The sequence below is a fragment of the Trinickia sp. genome (assembly GCF_035492435.1).
In the GTDB taxonomy this organism is placed as follows: Bacteria; Pseudomonadota; Gammaproteobacteria; order Burkholderiales; family Burkholderiaceae; genus Trinickia.
The window spans coordinates 1-16,541 of the sequence record NZ_DATJJF010000215.1; the positions used below are offsets into that span (position 1 = coordinate 1).

The window sequence follows — 16,541 nt, forward strand, 5'->3', positions numbered from 1 at the left end:
CGCATTGCTTGCGGGCATTATCATCGCCGCGCTAACTACAAAATCGATTACCCAGCCGCTGCGCGAGGCCGTGTCCGTCGCCGAAACGGTTGCGCGAGGCGATCTGACATCGCGCATCGACGTGGAGGGACGGGACGAGACTGCACACTTGCTCGCCGCGCTCAAACAAATGAACACCAATCTCGGTGCTTTGATCGGTCGCGTGCGCACGAGCAGTGAAAGCATCGCGACGGGTTCGGGGCAGATTGCCGCAGGCAATACCAATCTGAGTACACGAACCGAAGAGCAGGCTGCGTCACTTCAAGAGACCGCCTCGAGCATGCAGGAATTGACGGCAACTGTCCGACGCAACGCACAGAACGCGCAGCAAGGTAATGAATTTGCGATCAACGCCTCCGCAATTGCAGCGCGTGGCGGAGAAGCGGTTGGTCGGGTCGAGCAGACCATGCAAGAGATTTCCGATAGCTCCGCGAAGGTCGCCGAGATCATCAACGTCATCGAAGGCATCGCCTTTCAAACAAATATTCTTGCGTTGAATGCGGCCGTCGAGGCGGCCCGGGCTGGCGAACAAGGACGCGGCTTTGCCGTAGTGGCCGGTGAGGTGCGGACGCTGGCGCAGCGCAGCGCGGGCGCAGCGAAAGAGATCAAGCAACTGATCAACGTCTCGGTCGAGAGGGTCAACACGGGGTCCCACTTGGTGAATGAGGCGGGCAAGACGATCCAAGAAGTCGTGCAGGCTGTGGGGCATGTGACCGACCTCATGAGGGAGATCACCACCGCGTCGCATCAGCAGCACACCGGCATCGAGCAAGTCAACCAAGCCGTTTTGCAAATGGACCAGGTCACACAGCAAAACGCAGTACTCGTCGAACAAGCATCCGCTGCGGCACGCTCGATGGCTGAGAAGGCTCATGCACTGCGCGATGCCGTTGTCGTCTTCAAAGTCAGCAACGGGCAACTGACCGCGCCGTAATCGTAGCCCGTGCGCCGCTAGCGCGCGGGCCACTTCCAGGGCGGTATATCCATCTCATCCGAGCCAACGATACGCGTAGCACCCAGCTCTTTTTCGAGCACGATGGAGCAACTGTCGCTCTCCCGCTCAAGCGCCGTTACGAGTCGTGTGGCGTGCGAAACGACGAGTACCTGTGAGCGCTTTGACGCTCGCTGAATCAGGCGTGCGAGTGCAGGAAGCAAATCCGGATGCAAACTCGTCTCGGGTTCATTGAGTACCAGCAGCGCCGGTGGTCGCGGCGTGAGGAGCGCCGCCACTAGTAACAAGTAACGCAGCGTACCATCGGAGAGTTCCGCGCCCTTGAGTGGCCGCAAGAGTCCGTGTTGATGCATCGTTACTTCGAAACGGCCCTCGACATTCGCGACGCCGATGCGTGCGCCCGGAAACGCGTCCTCGATGGCGGTATCGAGTTCGACCAAGTCACCGATTTCGCGAATTGTCTGTAGCGCCGCTGCCAGATCCGCGCCGTCGTTACTAAGCACCGGCGTGTGTGTACCAATTTGCGGCAAGCGCGCAGGCGCTTGCTCATCGGTACGAAAGTGGTCATAAAAGCGCCAAGAACGGATTTGCTCACGCACCGCAATCATCTCAGGCGCGCCTTTGGGATCCGAAAACTCGGTCATCATGCTGTCGAAGCTTGCGACGGGCTGAGGCACGGTTGACCAGCCGCCGCATTCATCGCGCAGGCGAATCGCCGCACCTTGCCGATCTACGAGCAGCGCCGACGGACGCAGTACGGGTCCGCTCCAGATACATTCGCGCTTGATGACGGGATCTTGGGAGAACTGGGAACGGCTTAGTAACGGCAAGCCAAGATCAATGGCGTAACCAAAGGCCTCGCCAGCGAAGCCGAGGCGCAGATTGACTGGATCCTTGCGTACGGTGCTTTGCACCGGCTGCTCGCCCGCCAACATCGCACGCGAAAAACGCTCTGGACCCGCCCATAGCGTCGAGGGCAAACCACCCTCGCGCGCAAGCGACGGAACCAAGCCCCCTTGCGCCGTCATCGCCAAGAGACGCAACCCTCTATAGAGGTTCGATTTCCCGCTACCATTTGCACCCGTAATGATGTTGAGGGCGCCAAGCGGCAGGATGAGTTCGCGTAGAGAACGATAGTTGGCAATCGCGAGCGTAGTGAGCATGCAGGTGGACGACGAGAGATAGGGCGCCGTAGCAAGGCAAATTACCCGCGTGCTGACCACGAGCGAATTTGTCGGACGTATTCCAGGCGCACAACATTATCACGAGAGATCAGGCCAGAGGTCCGCCCTTTCGATGCCAGCCTCCTTCACAGACTTTGACCGAGCTGGTCCCTCGCTAATCCACAACCAGCCCCCGCTTTTGCAGCCACTCGCGATTGAACAACCGCGCAAAATACAAGCTGCCTCGGTCGCACAGCACCGTCACAATCGTGTGTCCGGGCCCCATTTCACGTGCCAGCCGTACGGCAGCCGCTACGTTGATCCCCGTCGACCCGCCCACATACAACCCTTCTTCGCGCAAGAGGCGATAGACCATCGTCACGCAGGTCTGATCGTCAATTCTCACGGCATCGTCAATCGGGGTGCCCTCGAGGTTGGCCGTCACGCGGCTGGATCCGATGCCCTCGGTTATCGAATTGCCCTCGGCTTTGATTTCACCCGTCTTCACGAAGCTGTATAGCCCGCTGCCATCGGGATCTGCGAGCACGGTTCGGATGGCAGCGTTCCGTTCTTTCAGAAAACGGGCAACGCCCGCCAGCGTGCCGCCGGTCCCCGTCGAACAAACAAAAGCGTCAATTTTTTCGCCAGTGTCGCGCCAGATCTCCGGCGCCGTCGTTTCATAATGCGCCTGACGGTTCACCAAGTTATCGAACTGGTTCGCCCAGATGGCGTTGGGGGTTTCTTGGGCCAAGCGGCCCGCAATCTTCTGATAGTTATTCGGATCCTTGTACGGTGCGGCCGGCACCGGACGAACTTCCGCGCCCAGCACACGCAGCAGTTCCATCTTCTCTTGGGACTGCGTCTCGGGAATCACGATGACGCAACGATAACCGCGCGACGCGCAGATGTGGGCGAGCCCGATACCCGTGTTCCCAGCGGTGCCTTCGATGACGACACCGCCGGGCTTGAGCACCCCTCGGCGCTCCGCATCCTGAATGATGTAGAGGGCCGCACGGTCCTTGACCGAACCACCCGGATTCATGAACTCGGCCTTCCCAAGAATCTCGCATCCCGTTTCCGCACTCAGTTTGGCGAGCCGAATCAATGGGGTGTTGCCGACGACACCGACGAAACCATCGAGCACACGCATGACGCCCTCCTTTTTCTGGCACTACAGCTAACGCCTTTAGGATAGTTCGACATTCGACTGAGCGACTGCGTTGTCACTCGCCCGATTCCATCTCCAGCAACTGCGCGCCATCCGTGACTTGATCGCCGACTCGGTAAAACACCTCAACGACTCTGCCCGCAGCAGGAGCCCCGATCGTATGCTCCATCTTCATGGCTTCCATGACGATGAGCGCCGTGCCCTTCTCAACCACGGCGCCCGGCGAGACCAAAACGGCGATGACCCTACCTGGCATTGGCGCAGTCAGTCGACCTTCTCCATGGTCGGAATCGGCTGCGTGCGCGAGCAGATTCGTCCATTCGAGCGCCATTGCGATGCCCTCGTGGAACACATGGAAGACGTCGCCGTCGACCAATACCCGCCCCGTCACACGCGTGTCGCCCAAATGCACGCCGAACGTATGCGGTTCTTGGCCACGCCACCAATCGAAAGCCTCCATCCATTGTGGGTGCTGAAGCGCTGCGACTTCGCCATCGCGTGTGTAGGCAACTTGGCAAACCGTGTTGTTCGTCAACTCACGCCATTCGATCGACTGCCGATATCCACCGTTGAGTCGCCAATGCGATAGCGCATCCCAAGGCGAGTTGCCGTGAGCCGCACCGCCCTCGCGCGTCAAAAGTGCTGCGGTTGCGAGAGCGACGACCTCCTTGGACAGCTTCGCGTCGTTCGCGAAAAGCGCGTCATGGTGGCGCTCAATCAAGCCCGTATCCAGTTGCGCAGAAGCGAATGGCGCGCTCGCTACGACGCGCCGCAGAAACTCGATGTTTGTGTGCGGCCCGACTGCCTCACACGCTTCGAGCGCACGTGTCATACGTGCCAGCGCTTCCTCGCGGTTCGAGCCATGCACGATCAATTTGGCGATCATCGGATCATAGAATGGCGTGATCTCATCGCCTTCGCGCACACCGCTATCAACGCGCACGGTGGCACGCGTTGGGCTGCCGACCGTGAACTCGATGCCTTCGGGCATTCGCAAATACTTGAGCGTCCCCGTCGACGGCAAAAAGCCACGCGATGGGTTCTCCGCATACAAGCGCGCCTCGATTGCGTGACCTTCGATGCTGAGCTCGTTCTGACGCAAGGGCAACGGCTCGCCCGCCGCGACGCGAAACTGCCATTCGACGAGATCCAGCCCGGTAACCATTTCCGTAACCGGATGTTCGACTTGCAGCCGCGTATTCATTTCCATGAAGTAAAAATCGCTGCCGGTCATGATGAACTCGACCGTGCCCGCCCCAACGTAAGACACAGCGCGCGCCGCGGCAACAGCCGCCTCTCCCATCGCCCAGCGCAACTCGTCCGTGAGCCCAGGCGCAGGCGCCTCCTCGAGCACTTTCTGATGGCGGCGCTGCACTGAACAGTCACGGTCGAACAGGTAGACCGCTTCACCGTGCTTATCGGCGAAGACTTGCACTTCGACGTGCCGCGGGCGTGTCAGGTACTTCTCGATCAGCACGCGATCGTTGCCGAAGCCGCTCTTGGCTTCACGCTTGCAGGCGGCCAATGCCGACGCAAAGTCTTCTCGCCGATCGACAACCCGCATGCCCTTGCCGCCGCCCCCGGCACTCGCCTTGATCAGCACCGGGTAGCCGATATCGTTGGCCTCACGCTGCAATAGTTCGGGGTCCTGATTTTCTCCGTGATAGCCTGGCACCAGCGGTACTGCAGCCGCATGCATCAATGCCTTGGCCGCCGCCTTCGATCCCATCGTGGCGATCGCCGACACGGGTGGCCCAACGAACACAAGCCCCGCCGTCTCGCACGCATGCGCGAAATCTTCGTTCTCCGAAAGAAATCCGTAACCGGGGTGTACGGCCTGCGCACCTCGTTTTAGTGCGGCATCAATAATGCGATCGATGCGCAGGTAACTCTCCGAAGCGGGCGCCCCCCCGATATGGACGGCTTCATCACAAGCCGCGACATGCTTGGCGCTTGCGTCGGCATCGGAATATACCGCGACGCTCGCTACCCCGAGCCGCTTGCAGGTTGCCGCAATGCGACATGCGATTTCGCCGCGATTCGCGATCAAGATTTTGTTGAACATGTCATGTCTCGTTGTGCGGCGATGAATGCAATCAAAGGCCATCGAAGCTCATTGGAGCCCAATCGACCAGCCCGACGATCACGCCGCTCGACAGCGGTGGGGTCGATCAATTGCGCCAGGCGGGCGCGCGCTTTTCCAGAAACGCAGCGATGCCCTCGCACCCCTCTGCGCTGGCCCGAACCCTTGCTATACGCGCCGCAGTGTCGTCGATCAGTGCTTCGTCGAGTGGGCGCCCGGCCACATCCAGCACTAGCCTCTTCGACTCTCGCACGGCTCTCGGGCCATTCGCACAAAGGGCCGAGGCAATTTGCTGCACGGTGGCATCCAATGTATCGGCGGATACGGCTTCGTGAACGAGACCAAGACGCAGCGCTGTAGCGCAATCGAACTGCTCCGCGGTCGTGAAATAACGACGCGACGCGCGCTCGCCGAGTGCACGCACAACGTAGGGCGAGATTGTCGCGGCGATCAGTCCGAGCCGTGCCTCCGAAAGACAAAACCGCGCGCTTTCAACGGCGACGACAACATCGCTCGCAGCGACAAGGCCAACACCGCCGGCATAGGCATCCCCAGATACGCGCGCGATAACCGGCTTTGAGGAGTGGTAGATCGTCGAGAGCATTTCGGCGAGCCGCCGTGCGTCGGTGCGATTGTCTTCATCCGAGAACGAAGCCATCCGCCTCATCCAATTCAAATCCGCGCCAGCGCAAAACGCTGGGCCATTCGCCGCGAGCACAATAGCGCGCACGTCGTCTCGGGCATCGAGTTGCCTGAAAATATCCGTCGTCTCCGCGATCATTGCCTCATTGAACGCGTTTCTCACCTCGGGACGATTGAGCGTCACCGTTGCGATCTGTTCCGATAGCTCGACTTGCAACATCGCATAGTCCATCAGCGTCTCCTGACATCCGTTTCACATCATCGTTTTCGTGACTGCATTGCCGCTGCGGCCACATCGTTGCCGCAAGTAACACCCTTCACGGCGTCACATTCTGAACACGCCGAATCGCGTTTCATCGATGGGTGCGCTCATCGCAGCGGCAAGACCGAGGCCGAGAACGTCGCGTGTCTGTGCCGGATCGATGACGCCGTCGTCCCAGAGCCGCGCACTCGCATAATAGGGGTGCCCCTGATGATCGTATTGCTCACGGATAGGATGCTTGAATGCCTCCTCTTCCTCAGCAGTCCAAACGCCTCCCTTTGCCTCGATGCCATCGCGCTTTACGGTCGCGAGCACCGATGCGGCTTGTTCCCCACCCATCACCGAAATACGAGCGTTAGGCCACATCCACAGAAACCGCGGCGAGTACGATCTGCCGCACATACCGTAGTTGCCGGCGCCGAAGGATCCGCCGATGATGACCGTCAACTTCGGCACCCGAGCAGTGGCAACAGCGGTCACCATCTTTGCGCCGTTGCGGGCAATACCCTCGTTCTCATACTTGCGCCCCACCATGAACCCAGTGATGTTCTGCAAGAACACGAGCGGCACTTTGCGCTGGCAGCAGAGTTCGATGAAGTGGGTACCCTTGAGCGCCGATTCCGAAAAAAGGATGCCATTGTTCGCGACAATGCCGACGGGATAACCCCATATGTGTGCAAAACCCGTGACAAGCGTGGTGCCGTAGCGCGCCTTGAATTCGTCCAAGTCGGAATCGTCAACGATGCGGGCGATCACTTCGCGAACGTCGAACGGTTTGCGCGTGTCGGTGGGAATGACGCCATAGACGCTCTTTGGGTCGTAACGTGGTGCCTTCGGCTCGCGCATGGACATTTGCGTCGGCTTGACGCGATTCAGCTTCGCAACAATGCTGCGCGCAATCGCCAACGCGTGAGCGTCATTTTGTGCAAGATGATCGGCGACGCCGGAAAGCCGCGTGTGAACGTCCCCGCCGCCAAGGTCCTCCGCACTCACCTCTTCGCCCGTGGCGGCTTTCACGAGCGGGGGGCCGCCGAGAAAAATCGTGCCCTGGTTCCTGACGATGATGGATTCGTCGCTCATGGCGGGCACATAGGCGCCGCCAGCAGTACACGAGCCCATGACGACGGCAATCTGCGCGATGCCGGCCGCCGACAGGTTGGCCTGGTTATAGAAGATCCTGCCGAAGTGATCGCGATCCGGAAACACTTCGTCCTGGTTGGGCAAATTGGCACCGCCCGAATCGACAAGGTACACGCAAGGCAGACGGTTCTCGGCAGCAATTTCTTGTGCACGCACGTGCTTCTTTACCGTCATCGGATAATAGGTGCCGCCTTTGACCGTTGCATCGTTGCAGACGATCATGCATTCTTGGCCGGCAATGCGACCGATGCCCGTAATGATTCCAGCGCCAGGCGCGGCATCGTGGTACATGCCGAAGGCGGCCATTTGCGAAAGCTCGAGGAAAGGCGTGCCTGCGTCTAGCAACTGCGCAATGCGCTCACGCGGGAGCAACTTGCCACGAGAGACATGCTTATCGCGCGCGGCAGCCCCACCGCCCAGAGCGAGATGCGCCACTTTTGCTCGCAAGTCCACGACGAGTGCAGCGAGCGCCGTTGCATTCGCTCGAAACTCCTCCGAGCGCGGATTGAGCTGACTCTCGATGTTAGGCATCAGAACGAACTCCGTCTCGCAGAATTGATTTCATTCGGTGTACTGAACGATTTGATATCACCGGTGCTGCGTTACGCTGTTTCAGCGAAAATCTCCCGGCCAATCAGCATGCGACGGATTTCGCTCGTGCCCGCGCCGATTTCGTAAAGCTTGGCGTCGCGCCAAAGGCGACCAACGGGATATTCATTGATGTAGCCATTGCCGCCAAGGATCTGTATGGCCTCGCCCGCCATCCACGTCGCCTTCTCAGCCGTATAGAGAATGACGCCCGCGCAATCTTTCCGAACCTGCCGCACGTGCGCGTCGCCAAGCGTATCGAGCTGGCGGCCGACGGCGTACAGGTAGGCGCGGCTCGCTTGAAGCGAGGTGTACATATCCGCAACCTTGCCCTGGATGAGCTGAAATTCGCCGATCGGTTGCCCGAACTGCTCACGCTCATGAATATACGGAACGACGGCATCCATACAAGCCAGCATGATGCCCGTGGGACCTGCCGCGAGCACGGCACGCTCATAGTCGAGCCCGCTCATCAGCACCTTCACGCCTGCGTTCAGCTTGCCGAGGATGTTTTCTTCCGGCACTTCGACATCCTCGAACACCAGTTCGCCCGTGTGTGACCCACGCATGCCGAGCTTGTCGAGCTTTTGCGCTACCGAAAAGCCTTTCATGCCTTTCTCGACGATGAAAGCCGTCATGCCGCTTGCGCCGGCCTCGACATCGGTCTTGGCATAAACGACTAGCGTGTCGCAATCCGGGCCGTTCGTGATCCACATTTTCGTGCCATTGAGCACATAGCGCTCGCCCCGCTTGTCAGCGCGCAGCTTCATGCTCACGACGTCCGATCCGGAGTTGGGTTCGCTCATGGCCAGTGCACCGACGTGCTCGCCCGAAACGAGCTTCGGCAGATATTTCTGCTTTTGTGCTTCAGTACCGTTACGGTGGATTTGGTTGACGCAGAGGTTCGAGTGTGCGCCGTATGACAGCCCGACCGAGGCTGACGCCCGCGAGATTTCCTCCATCGCGACCATATGCGCCGTATAGCCCATGTTCGCGCCCCCATACGCTTCGGCGACGGTCATGCCGAGCACGCCGATTTCGCCGAACTTGCGCCACAGGTCCATCGGAAACTGGTCGTCGCGATCGATGGCTGCTGCACGTGGTGCAATTTCTTTCGCCGCGAAGCGGGCCACCGCGTCGCGCAACATGTCGACCTCTTCGCCAAGTGCGAATCGCAATCCAGGCACGTTGCTCATCATGTCTCCTCGAATACGCCATAGCTGGCGCCATGGCCGCTGTACGTGAGGCGGGGATGACATGCACCCGCTCAATGTGCATTTCACGTCACATCCGGGTAAGCGTCAATAGGTTTTTTTGAGTATTACTCACCTAGATAGGATGCGTATAAATCCCTTGAATCAGTGCTAATATGCCCAAAAAATCACGCCTCATTGAACATACAATTGAACCTGACTCACATGACGGGCGACCTGAACCCCGAACCCAATGGCGTACGTCGGCAGCCTGCGGGACGCAAATCGCAACAGCGCGTGCGCGACATTCTTCAAGCAGGACGTGACGTATTTTCCGAAAAGGGATACGAGCGTGCGACGACGGCCGAAATTGCTCAACGCATCGGCGTTTCCGAAGCCACGGTGTTCAGCTACTTTCGAGGCAAAAGAGATCTTTGTGCGCGCGTCATTGCAGATTGGTATGACGAGATTATCGAGGCGATCGAAAGCGGCTTGCCACGCGACGGCAGCGTACGGCAGCAGTTCGCCTTCATCGTCCGCACGCATCTGCGCCTCATGCTCGTGCACGGGACGGGCCTTTGTTCGCTTGTGTTATCCGAGGGGCGTACGAAGCACCACGAACTGGGCAATCAGTTGACCGCCCTGCAGCGCCGTTACACAGCGCCATTGATGCGCGTGCTCGCGCAAGGGCAGCAATCGGGGCAGATCCGCACCGACGTACCGTTAAGGCTCATGCGCTCGATGGTGTTCGGTCCGATGGAACATGTGCTGTGGGACGTGACGCTGACACAGCACAATACCGATATCGACGTGACGGCAGATCGGCTCGTCGAGCTGCTTTGGGCCGCGTTGCAGCCACCAGCGCCCGACCTTGTCGCCCTCGCACGACTCAAAGACGATGTTAGCGAGGCGATACGACAATTTGAGGCCGCAACAGTAACAGCAGCAGCAGCACACAAGAGCGGCGCCGGCACAAAGCGAGCGCGCAAAAAAGCAGACGATTGATTAGCCCTCAGCGTCTTCGCTCGTCAAGCAACGTGTCGAAAACGGACGCCACCCGGCCTGCTCCCGTGAGCGTCAAACGCCAGGCGGCTTGCGCCAACGTTACAACACAGTGGCCACACGCACATTCGGGTTATCGGCCGACGCAACGACCTTGCCGGCAACGCGACTGAACGTGATCGAAACCCGCTTCTCTCCCACGCGCAAATTGCGTACTTCGAGCCAGTCGATACCCTCAGGCAGTGCGGGCTGTTCAATAAGAATTTCTTCACGCACGGCATCGATCGTGATCCCGAGACACGCTTCGAGCATCATGAACGGTGCACCCGCCGCCCAGGCTTGCGGCAAACAGGCCACGGGATAAGCAGTAGGCGGCTCGCCACGCTGGCGCATGAATCCGCAAAAAAGCTCCGGGAGCCGCATATCGAAGTTGACGGCTGCCTCGAATAGCGCCTGCAGCAACTGCACGGCCGCCTGCTTATTGCCGTAGCGAGCCAGGCCGCGCGCGCAAAGCGCCGTGTCGTGCGGCCAGACCGAACCGTTGTGATACGACATCGGGTTGAAGCGCGGCTGGTTCGCAGCCAGGGTCCGCACGCCCCACCCGGTGTGAAATAGCGTCGACTCCAGCTTGCGCGCAACGGCCTCGCCGCGCTCGCGCGTCGGCAACCCGAAAGCGAGCAAATGCCCCGCATTCGATGCGAGCACACGGCACAAATCGCCGTGCCCATCGAGCGCAATGCCGTAAAACCCCGATTCAGGCATCCAGAAGAGCGCTTCGACACGCTCGCGCAATGCCTTCGCACGCGCCGCGTAGCGCGTGGCATCGTCGGCATGGCCGCGACGCGTTGCGAACTGCGCCATCGTGTCGAAGGCAGCACTCGCATATGCCTGAACTTCGACCAATGAAATCGGGCCGTCAGGCATGCGGCCGTCGGCATGGAAGACGGAATCATGGCTATCCTTCCATCCCTGATTCGCAAGCCCGCGCTGGGACGCGCATTGATAGTCGAGCAAGCCATAACGGTTGCTGTCGCACACGCGGGCAACCCACTGTGCCGCACACTCGAGCGCGGGCCAAAGCTCGGCGACGAGCGCATCGTCCGCCGTCCGGGCAAAGTAGGCGCCGGCGAGCACGATGAAGAGCGGCGTTGTGTCGACCCCACCGTAGTAGAGCGCGAACGGCACTTCGCCCGTGCCCGCCATCTCGCTCTTGCGCATCTCGTGCATAATCTTGCCCGTCGACGCGTCGCGAAAGGCCGAGTCCTCGTGTGCTTGATGGTTGGCGAGAAACCGCAGGACCCCACGTGCAAGCCATGGCTGCAGCCACAACGTCTGGAGCGAGGTGACAACAGCGTCGCGCCCGAACGGTGTCGAAAACCAGGGGATACCCGCATAGGGGTACGGGCCTGTCGGCAAATCAGTCGTCAGCAAACCCAGATCCGCGACTGAACGTTCCAGCCAGGCATTGAACAGCGGATTGCTCGTGCGGATGCTCGCTGTCGCTCGACGACGCTCGCGCATCGCGAGGTGCGCACTCGCGAGCGCCGACCTTACTGCGGCGCGCCCCACGCGTGGACGCATTGTGTCGATCTGGGTAATGTGTGCCGGGTTGGAGCTGTGAGGCGGCAGCGCGACGCGGGCGGCCTGCGCATCGTTAGCCCGCGTGAGTGCGTGCGCCTGGACCGCCACGGACAGGTAAATCGACACACAGGCCTGTGCCGAGAGCTTGATCGAAAAATCGGCTCGATCGGGGCCCAGGTGATCAGGCTCGGGGGAAAAGGCAATCTTTACCTCGCGCTCGATGCTGTCAAGGCCGACATAGCGCACCTGCACTTCGCTCTTGCCGACACGAGGCGGCTCGATCGTGCCGCGATTCGACCGCGAAAGCCCCCGCACCTCGAACATGTCCTTGAAATCGCAGGCGAACGAGATCGAAAGCGGCACGATGGCCTCGCTCGGCCCGTAGTTCGTGAGCGTGATGGCTTCATCGAGGACGGTGCCCGCCAATACGCGCATGCGCTCAACGTGAATGACACCCTCAGGCGTGCCCTCCCCGCCAAGCGGGGGCAGCGGGCGATTCGTGAGGTGGGCTGTGAAAGCGGCGTTGTCGTTGCTGACGTTACCCGAGAGGAGCGACGGTGCCCGCCCGCCGAAGGTAAGGCGCAACTGCGAAAGCGTGCGCGTATCGTTGACGAAAAGCCCGTCGTCGTGACCGTTGATGTCGCCGAGCGGGTCATTGACGACAAAGGTGTCGCCCGACTTCAGCACATACAGACTCGTGCGCGCTATGTAGGGGTTCTCGGGCGCGATGAATGCGCCGCCGCGTTCGAGATCGCCGGCCTCTGCGGCTCGCGTAGGTGCACCGAGGATGTCGGTATCCAGCATCGTGTCGCTCCTGGTCCTGATGTCGGCATCCCTCGATTGTAGGAAGGATGTGCGAAGGGGGAAGCATAAAGTCGATAACGATGCCGGGCAATCATACGGACGCGTTACCGCAAAACCAATGCCTGCAAGCCGCGCTCAGCGCCGCTTTCACGCCATCGGCGCCTGATTAACGCTCGGCGGCCGATGCGCTTATGAATTCGTCGAGCGCTCGGTTGAACGCGGCGGGATGCGCGAGATTCATCGCATGCGACGCGCCGCGGATCGTATGGCGGCGCACATCGGGAAACCAGTCCACGAGCGCAGCCACGTTGCGGCGAAAAAGGTCCGGACTTCTCTCGCCGTCGATCAGCAATATCGGACACCGTATGCGCTCAGCCGCATCCCGTCTGTAAGCTGGCAGCGGATCGGCGAATTGGCGCGGCAACGTATCGGCGTTGTCGATCGCCATTGTGCGAAACGCTGCAGGGCTTTTCGTCCAGGAGCCGACCCGGCTTACCGAGTCGACAAAGAGCTCGAGGCCAGCCTCGACTTCACCGCTCTCGATAAGCTGGGCAGCATGGCCGCGCAGCGCATTGACGGTTTCGGGCAGTACTGGCAGCGACCGGCCCGGCACCTCGATCGGGCCGCCAGGATCGGCGAGCGTCAGCGTGCGCAGATGGTCAGGGTGGCGAAGTCCAAAATGGAACGCGACACAGCCTCCTCGCGAATGCCCCACGACGTGCGCCGGGCCGTAACTTAGCTTGTCGATAAACTGCGCAAGCTCGTCCGCATGCTCGCTCCAGCTGAACGGGACGGTACGCGGCATGTTCGTGATCGGCCAATAATGCGTGAGGCTCACGGCCACGCAGCGGTAGTGTGGCGACAGACTCTCGATTTGCGGCTGCCAATACCGATAATCGCAAATCGAGCCATGCACGAAGAGGACGAGCGGCCCACTGCCGCACTCGATATAAGGCATCTGCAAGCCGTTTGCGAGCGCCACAAAACGCACATCCGGCACGTGCGGCATATCGGCGACGCTTGTGGCTTCCAAAGGGAGTCTTCCGGTTGAAGGGGGCATCGCCAAGCCTCAGTCTGCAAAACGCAGATCGACTTCGACGTCAGCGCCCACGCTGATCGAGCTTCCGTCACCCGCGATGACGATAGCGTTCTGGCCAAAAGTGATTCCACCGCCGACACGCGGATCGGCGCGATAAGTACTGAGCGCATCGGTCGGCTCATTTGGCCAGCGGGGATCAGGGGCACCCGTCGCTTGATCGACGGCGGGAATCGGGCAGCGCGTGCACGGCTTCACGAGCCGTAAAACGACTTCACCGCCCTCTACCCCGATGCGCAACGTCTCGACGTAATCCTCCTCGTAGGCATCGACTCCGCTCAATACGAGATTCGGCCGGAAGCGGTTCATCGGAATTGCGTCCACACCCCGCTTGGCAAGCCGCGCGTTCAGATCGTCGAGCGAGGCTTCGCTGCTCACAAGCACCGGATAGCCGTCGGCAAATCGCAACGGCGAAATCGCCCCGCCCGTCCATTTGAGGCTCGCGGTTCGCTCTACGTCGGGATCGAAGCGTATGAGCCGCAAGGGGACCCCGGCGAAATCGGAGAACCAGCGCGCGGATTGTTCGCCGGTATCCAACGCAGCGACGGTGTCGCTCCATACCGTTGCGTCGATGCGCTCGGCGTGCGCGAGCCGGGATGGGTCCAGCGGTGTGTGCAACGGAGCGCGGCCTGGGGCATCCACAATGAGCTCTCCATCGCATAGCGCCGTCGTCACGAGCGCAAGCTGCGGCAGCTGTCGCTGAGTCACAAACCGCCCTCTGGCATCCACAAGCATCCAATGACGGTCGTACTGCAAACCGTGCTCAAGAAGGCGAGCCGACTCGAGCACAATGCCTGCGCACGACTTGATCGGGTAGACGTTGAGTTGGCTGATCGAGGCCATGAGGCGTTTTTGCTGCAAAGCAGTAAAGCGGCGATATTAACACCGCAGCGAAATAATCACGCGCGGCATATCATTCGTGCCGCAGCACCCGATACGCGATGCCGCCTTACACATGAGTGACCGGCGTCATCCAAAACAAACCGACGAAAAGGAAGCGACCATGTCCCTGTCCATGTATCAAGCCTCTGTGCCCGTGTTCGTGCGCGGGCTCTCGAATCTCCGCACCATTCTCGGCAAGGCACGTGCACACGCTGAAGCGAAGAAGATCGCCCCCGAGGTGTTCCTGACAAGCCGTCTTTATCCCGATATGTTTCCGCTGACTCGGCAAGTCCAGATCGCGTGCGACGTCGTCAAGTTCGGCGCCGCGCGTTTGGCGGGCCTCGAGGCTCCAAGCTTCCCCGACACCGAAGCGACCTTCGACGAACTCGAACAACGCATCGACAAAACGCTGGCGTACATCCAGCAAGTTGACGCCTCGCAGATCGAAGGCAGCGAAACGCGCGTTGTCAACGTGAAGCTACCGAGCGGCACCATCGAGTTCACGGGCGTGGCTTATCTGTTCGACTTCGTTTTGCCGAATCTGTACTTCCACAGCACGACCACCTACGCAATTTTGCGCCACAACGGCGTGGAAGTCGGCAAGCTCGACTTCCTCGGCAAGCTCAGCGCATAGTCCGTCCCAAGGCATATCGGGAATTTCCGATATATACTTCCGCCAACTGCGAAACACGACGCCTGATCCTCAGGCGTCCTGCTTCGCAGCAGCCTGCTTTACGGCGCTTGACATGACGATCGACATCGATGCCATCCACAAGGCGCTCGCGAGTCCGGTGCGCCGAGAAATTCTTGCGTGGCTCAAAGATCCGGAAGCGAACTTTCCGGAGCAAGAGTTGCCGCTCGACCATGGCGTATGCGCGGGGCAGATCAACGCGCGCGCCGGGCTCTCGCAGTCGACGTGCTCCGCGCATCTCGCGACATTGCAGTCCGCCGGACTGGTGAGCGTGAAGCGCATCGGCCAGTGGTGCTTCTTTAAGCGCAACGAGACCGTCATTCAAGCTTTTCTCGATTCGCTGCGCTCGGATTTGTGAGCGCATGGCGCTCGCCAGCAATACACCTGCAGCGGATCAACCGTACGTCATTGTTTCATCGACATATACGGGCGCGAGCCCGCAACGAGGACTTGCTATGCCAACGCTTTTCGATCCACTTGTCGTCGGCGATCTCACATTGCCGAACCGCGTCATCATGGCGCCGCTCACGCGTCAACGCGCGGGCGACGAGCGCGTTCCCAATGCGCTGATGGCGCGGTACTACGCCGAGCGTGCATCCGCCGGGCTCATTCTTAGCGAGGCGACATCCGTCACGCCGCAGGGTGTCGGCTATGCTGCAACGCCCGGCATCTGGTCGGACGAACAAGTCGAGGGATGGAAGCTCGTCACGGACGCCGTACATGCTGCGGGCGGCCTGATCTTTCTGCAGCTGTGGCACGTTGGCCGCGTTTCGGACCCCATCTTCCTGAACGGTGAACTGCCGGTCGCGCCGACAGCCATTGCGCCGGGCGGCCACGTAAGCCTCGTGCGCCCTCAACGCCCATTCGTGACACCACGCGCGCTCGAACTCGACGAGATCCGCGAGGTGGTCGCCGCATATCGCTTGGGTGCGGAGAATGCCAAGGTGGCCGGCTTCGACGGTGTGGAAGTGCACGGCGCCAACGGCTATCTGCTGGACCAGTTCCTGCAGGACAGCACCAACCATCGTGCCGACGCCTATGGCGGCTCTATCGAAAAGCGGGCGCGGCTCATGCTCGAGGTTGCGGACGAATGCATTGACGTCTGGGGCCCCGAGCGTGTCGGCATGCATCTCGCACCGCGAGGCGACTCGCATTCGATGGGCGACTCGAATCCGAGCGAGACGTTTGGTTACGTCGCGCGCGAACTCGGCAAGCGGCGTATCGCCTTTATCTGCGCACGCGAATCGCTGGGCGA

General features: G+C 60.6%; 14 protein-coding genes. 5 read left to right on the forward strand and 9 right to left on the reverse strand.

Translation table 11 applies throughout. From position 1 onward, the window contains the following. A partial coding sequence (locus VL598_RS15480; protein ID WP_325327609.1) for a methyl-accepting chemotaxis protein occupies positions 1-973 on the forward strand: 973 nt, incomplete at its 5' end. A gap of 17 nt (positions 974-990) precedes the next feature. On the opposite strand, the gene VL598_RS15485 is transcribed toward VL598_RS15480, so the two are convergent. The 6 genes from VL598_RS15485 to VL598_RS15510 form a co-directional block, all read right to left on the reverse strand. Continuing rightward, positions 991-2,154 (reverse strand): AAA family ATPase, encoded by a 1,164-nt coding sequence (locus tag VL598_RS15485; RefSeq protein WP_325327610.1) that lies wholly within the window; start codon positions 2,152-2,154, stop codon positions 991-993. Between the two features lie 175 nt (positions 2,155-2,329). Then, a complete protein-coding gene (locus VL598_RS15490) occupies positions 2,330-3,304 on the reverse strand; it encodes a cysteine synthase A (protein ID WP_325327611.1) in 975 nt (324 codons plus the stop codon). A gap of 73 nt (positions 3,305-3,377) precedes the next feature. Further along, positions 3,378-5,387, reverse strand: a complete 2,010-nt coding sequence (locus tag VL598_RS15495; RefSeq protein WP_325327612.1) for an acetyl/propionyl/methylcrotonyl-CoA carboxylase subunit alpha — start codon at positions 5,385-5,387, stop codon at positions 3,378-3,380. Positions 5,388-5,493: 106 nt separating this feature from the next. Beyond that, positions 5,494-6,279, reverse strand: coding sequence for an enoyl-CoA hydratase/isomerase family protein (locus VL598_RS15500; protein WP_325327613.1), 786 nt, complete (start codon positions 6,277-6,279; stop codon positions 5,494-5,496). A gap of 93 nt (positions 6,280-6,372) precedes the next feature. Further along, complete coding sequence (locus tag VL598_RS15505) at positions 6,373-7,980, reverse strand: carboxyl transferase domain-containing protein (RefSeq protein WP_325327614.1); 1,608 nt, start codon at positions 7,978-7,980, stop codon at positions 6,373-6,375. 71 nt (positions 7,981-8,051) lie between these two features. Further along, positions 8,052-9,233 (reverse strand): isovaleryl-CoA dehydrogenase, encoded by a 1,182-nt coding sequence (locus VL598_RS15510; protein WP_325327620.1) that lies wholly within the window; start codon positions 9,231-9,233, stop codon positions 8,052-8,054. Positions 9,234-9,455: 222 nt separating this feature from the next. Here VL598_RS15510 and VL598_RS15515 point away from each other — a divergent pair, with 222 nt between their 5' ends. Next, positions 9,456-10,235 (forward strand): TetR/AcrR family transcriptional regulator, encoded by a 780-nt coding sequence (locus VL598_RS15515; RefSeq protein WP_325327621.1) that lies wholly within the window; start codon positions 9,456-9,458, stop codon positions 10,233-10,235. 99 nt (positions 10,236-10,334) lie between these two features. Here VL598_RS15515 and VL598_RS15520 read toward each other — a convergent pair whose 3' ends face one another. The 3 genes from VL598_RS15520 to VL598_RS15530 form a co-directional block, all read right to left on the reverse strand. Then, positions 10,335-12,617, reverse strand: coding sequence for an amylo-alpha-1,6-glucosidase (locus VL598_RS15520; protein WP_325327615.1), 2,283 nt, complete (start codon positions 12,615-12,617; stop codon positions 10,335-10,337). 166 nt (positions 12,618-12,783) lie between these two features. After that, the gene (locus VL598_RS15525; protein ID WP_325327622.1) at positions 12,784-13,575 is read right to left on the reverse strand and encodes an alpha/beta hydrolase; all 792 of its coding nucleotides are present in this window, start codon (positions 13,573-13,575) and stop codon (positions 12,784-12,786) included. A gap of 111 nt (positions 13,576-13,686) precedes the next feature. Further along, positions 13,687-14,556 carry an MOSC domain-containing protein gene (locus tag VL598_RS15530; protein ID WP_325327616.1) on the reverse strand — a complete coding sequence of 290 codons (870 nt, stop codon included), beginning with the start codon at positions 14,554-14,556 and terminating at the stop codon, positions 13,687-13,689. Between the two features lie 160 nt (positions 14,557-14,716). Here VL598_RS15530 and VL598_RS15535 point away from each other — a divergent pair, with 160 nt between their 5' ends. The 3 genes from VL598_RS15535 to VL598_RS15545 all read left to right on the forward strand — a co-directional run. Next, complete coding sequence (locus VL598_RS15535; RefSeq protein WP_325327617.1) at positions 14,717-15,229, forward strand: DUF1993 domain-containing protein; 513 nt, start codon at positions 14,717-14,719, stop codon at positions 15,227-15,229. A 112-nt stretch (positions 15,230-15,341) separates the two neighbouring features. Further along, positions 15,342-15,644, forward strand: a complete 303-nt coding sequence (locus VL598_RS15540) for a helix-turn-helix transcriptional regulator (RefSeq protein ID WP_325327618.1) — start codon at positions 15,342-15,344, stop codon at positions 15,642-15,644. A 97-nt stretch (positions 15,645-15,741) separates the two neighbouring features. Next, positions 15,742-16,541: alkene reductase (locus tag VL598_RS15545; protein ID WP_325327619.1), on the forward strand; the 800-nt coding region annotated here is incomplete at its 3' end.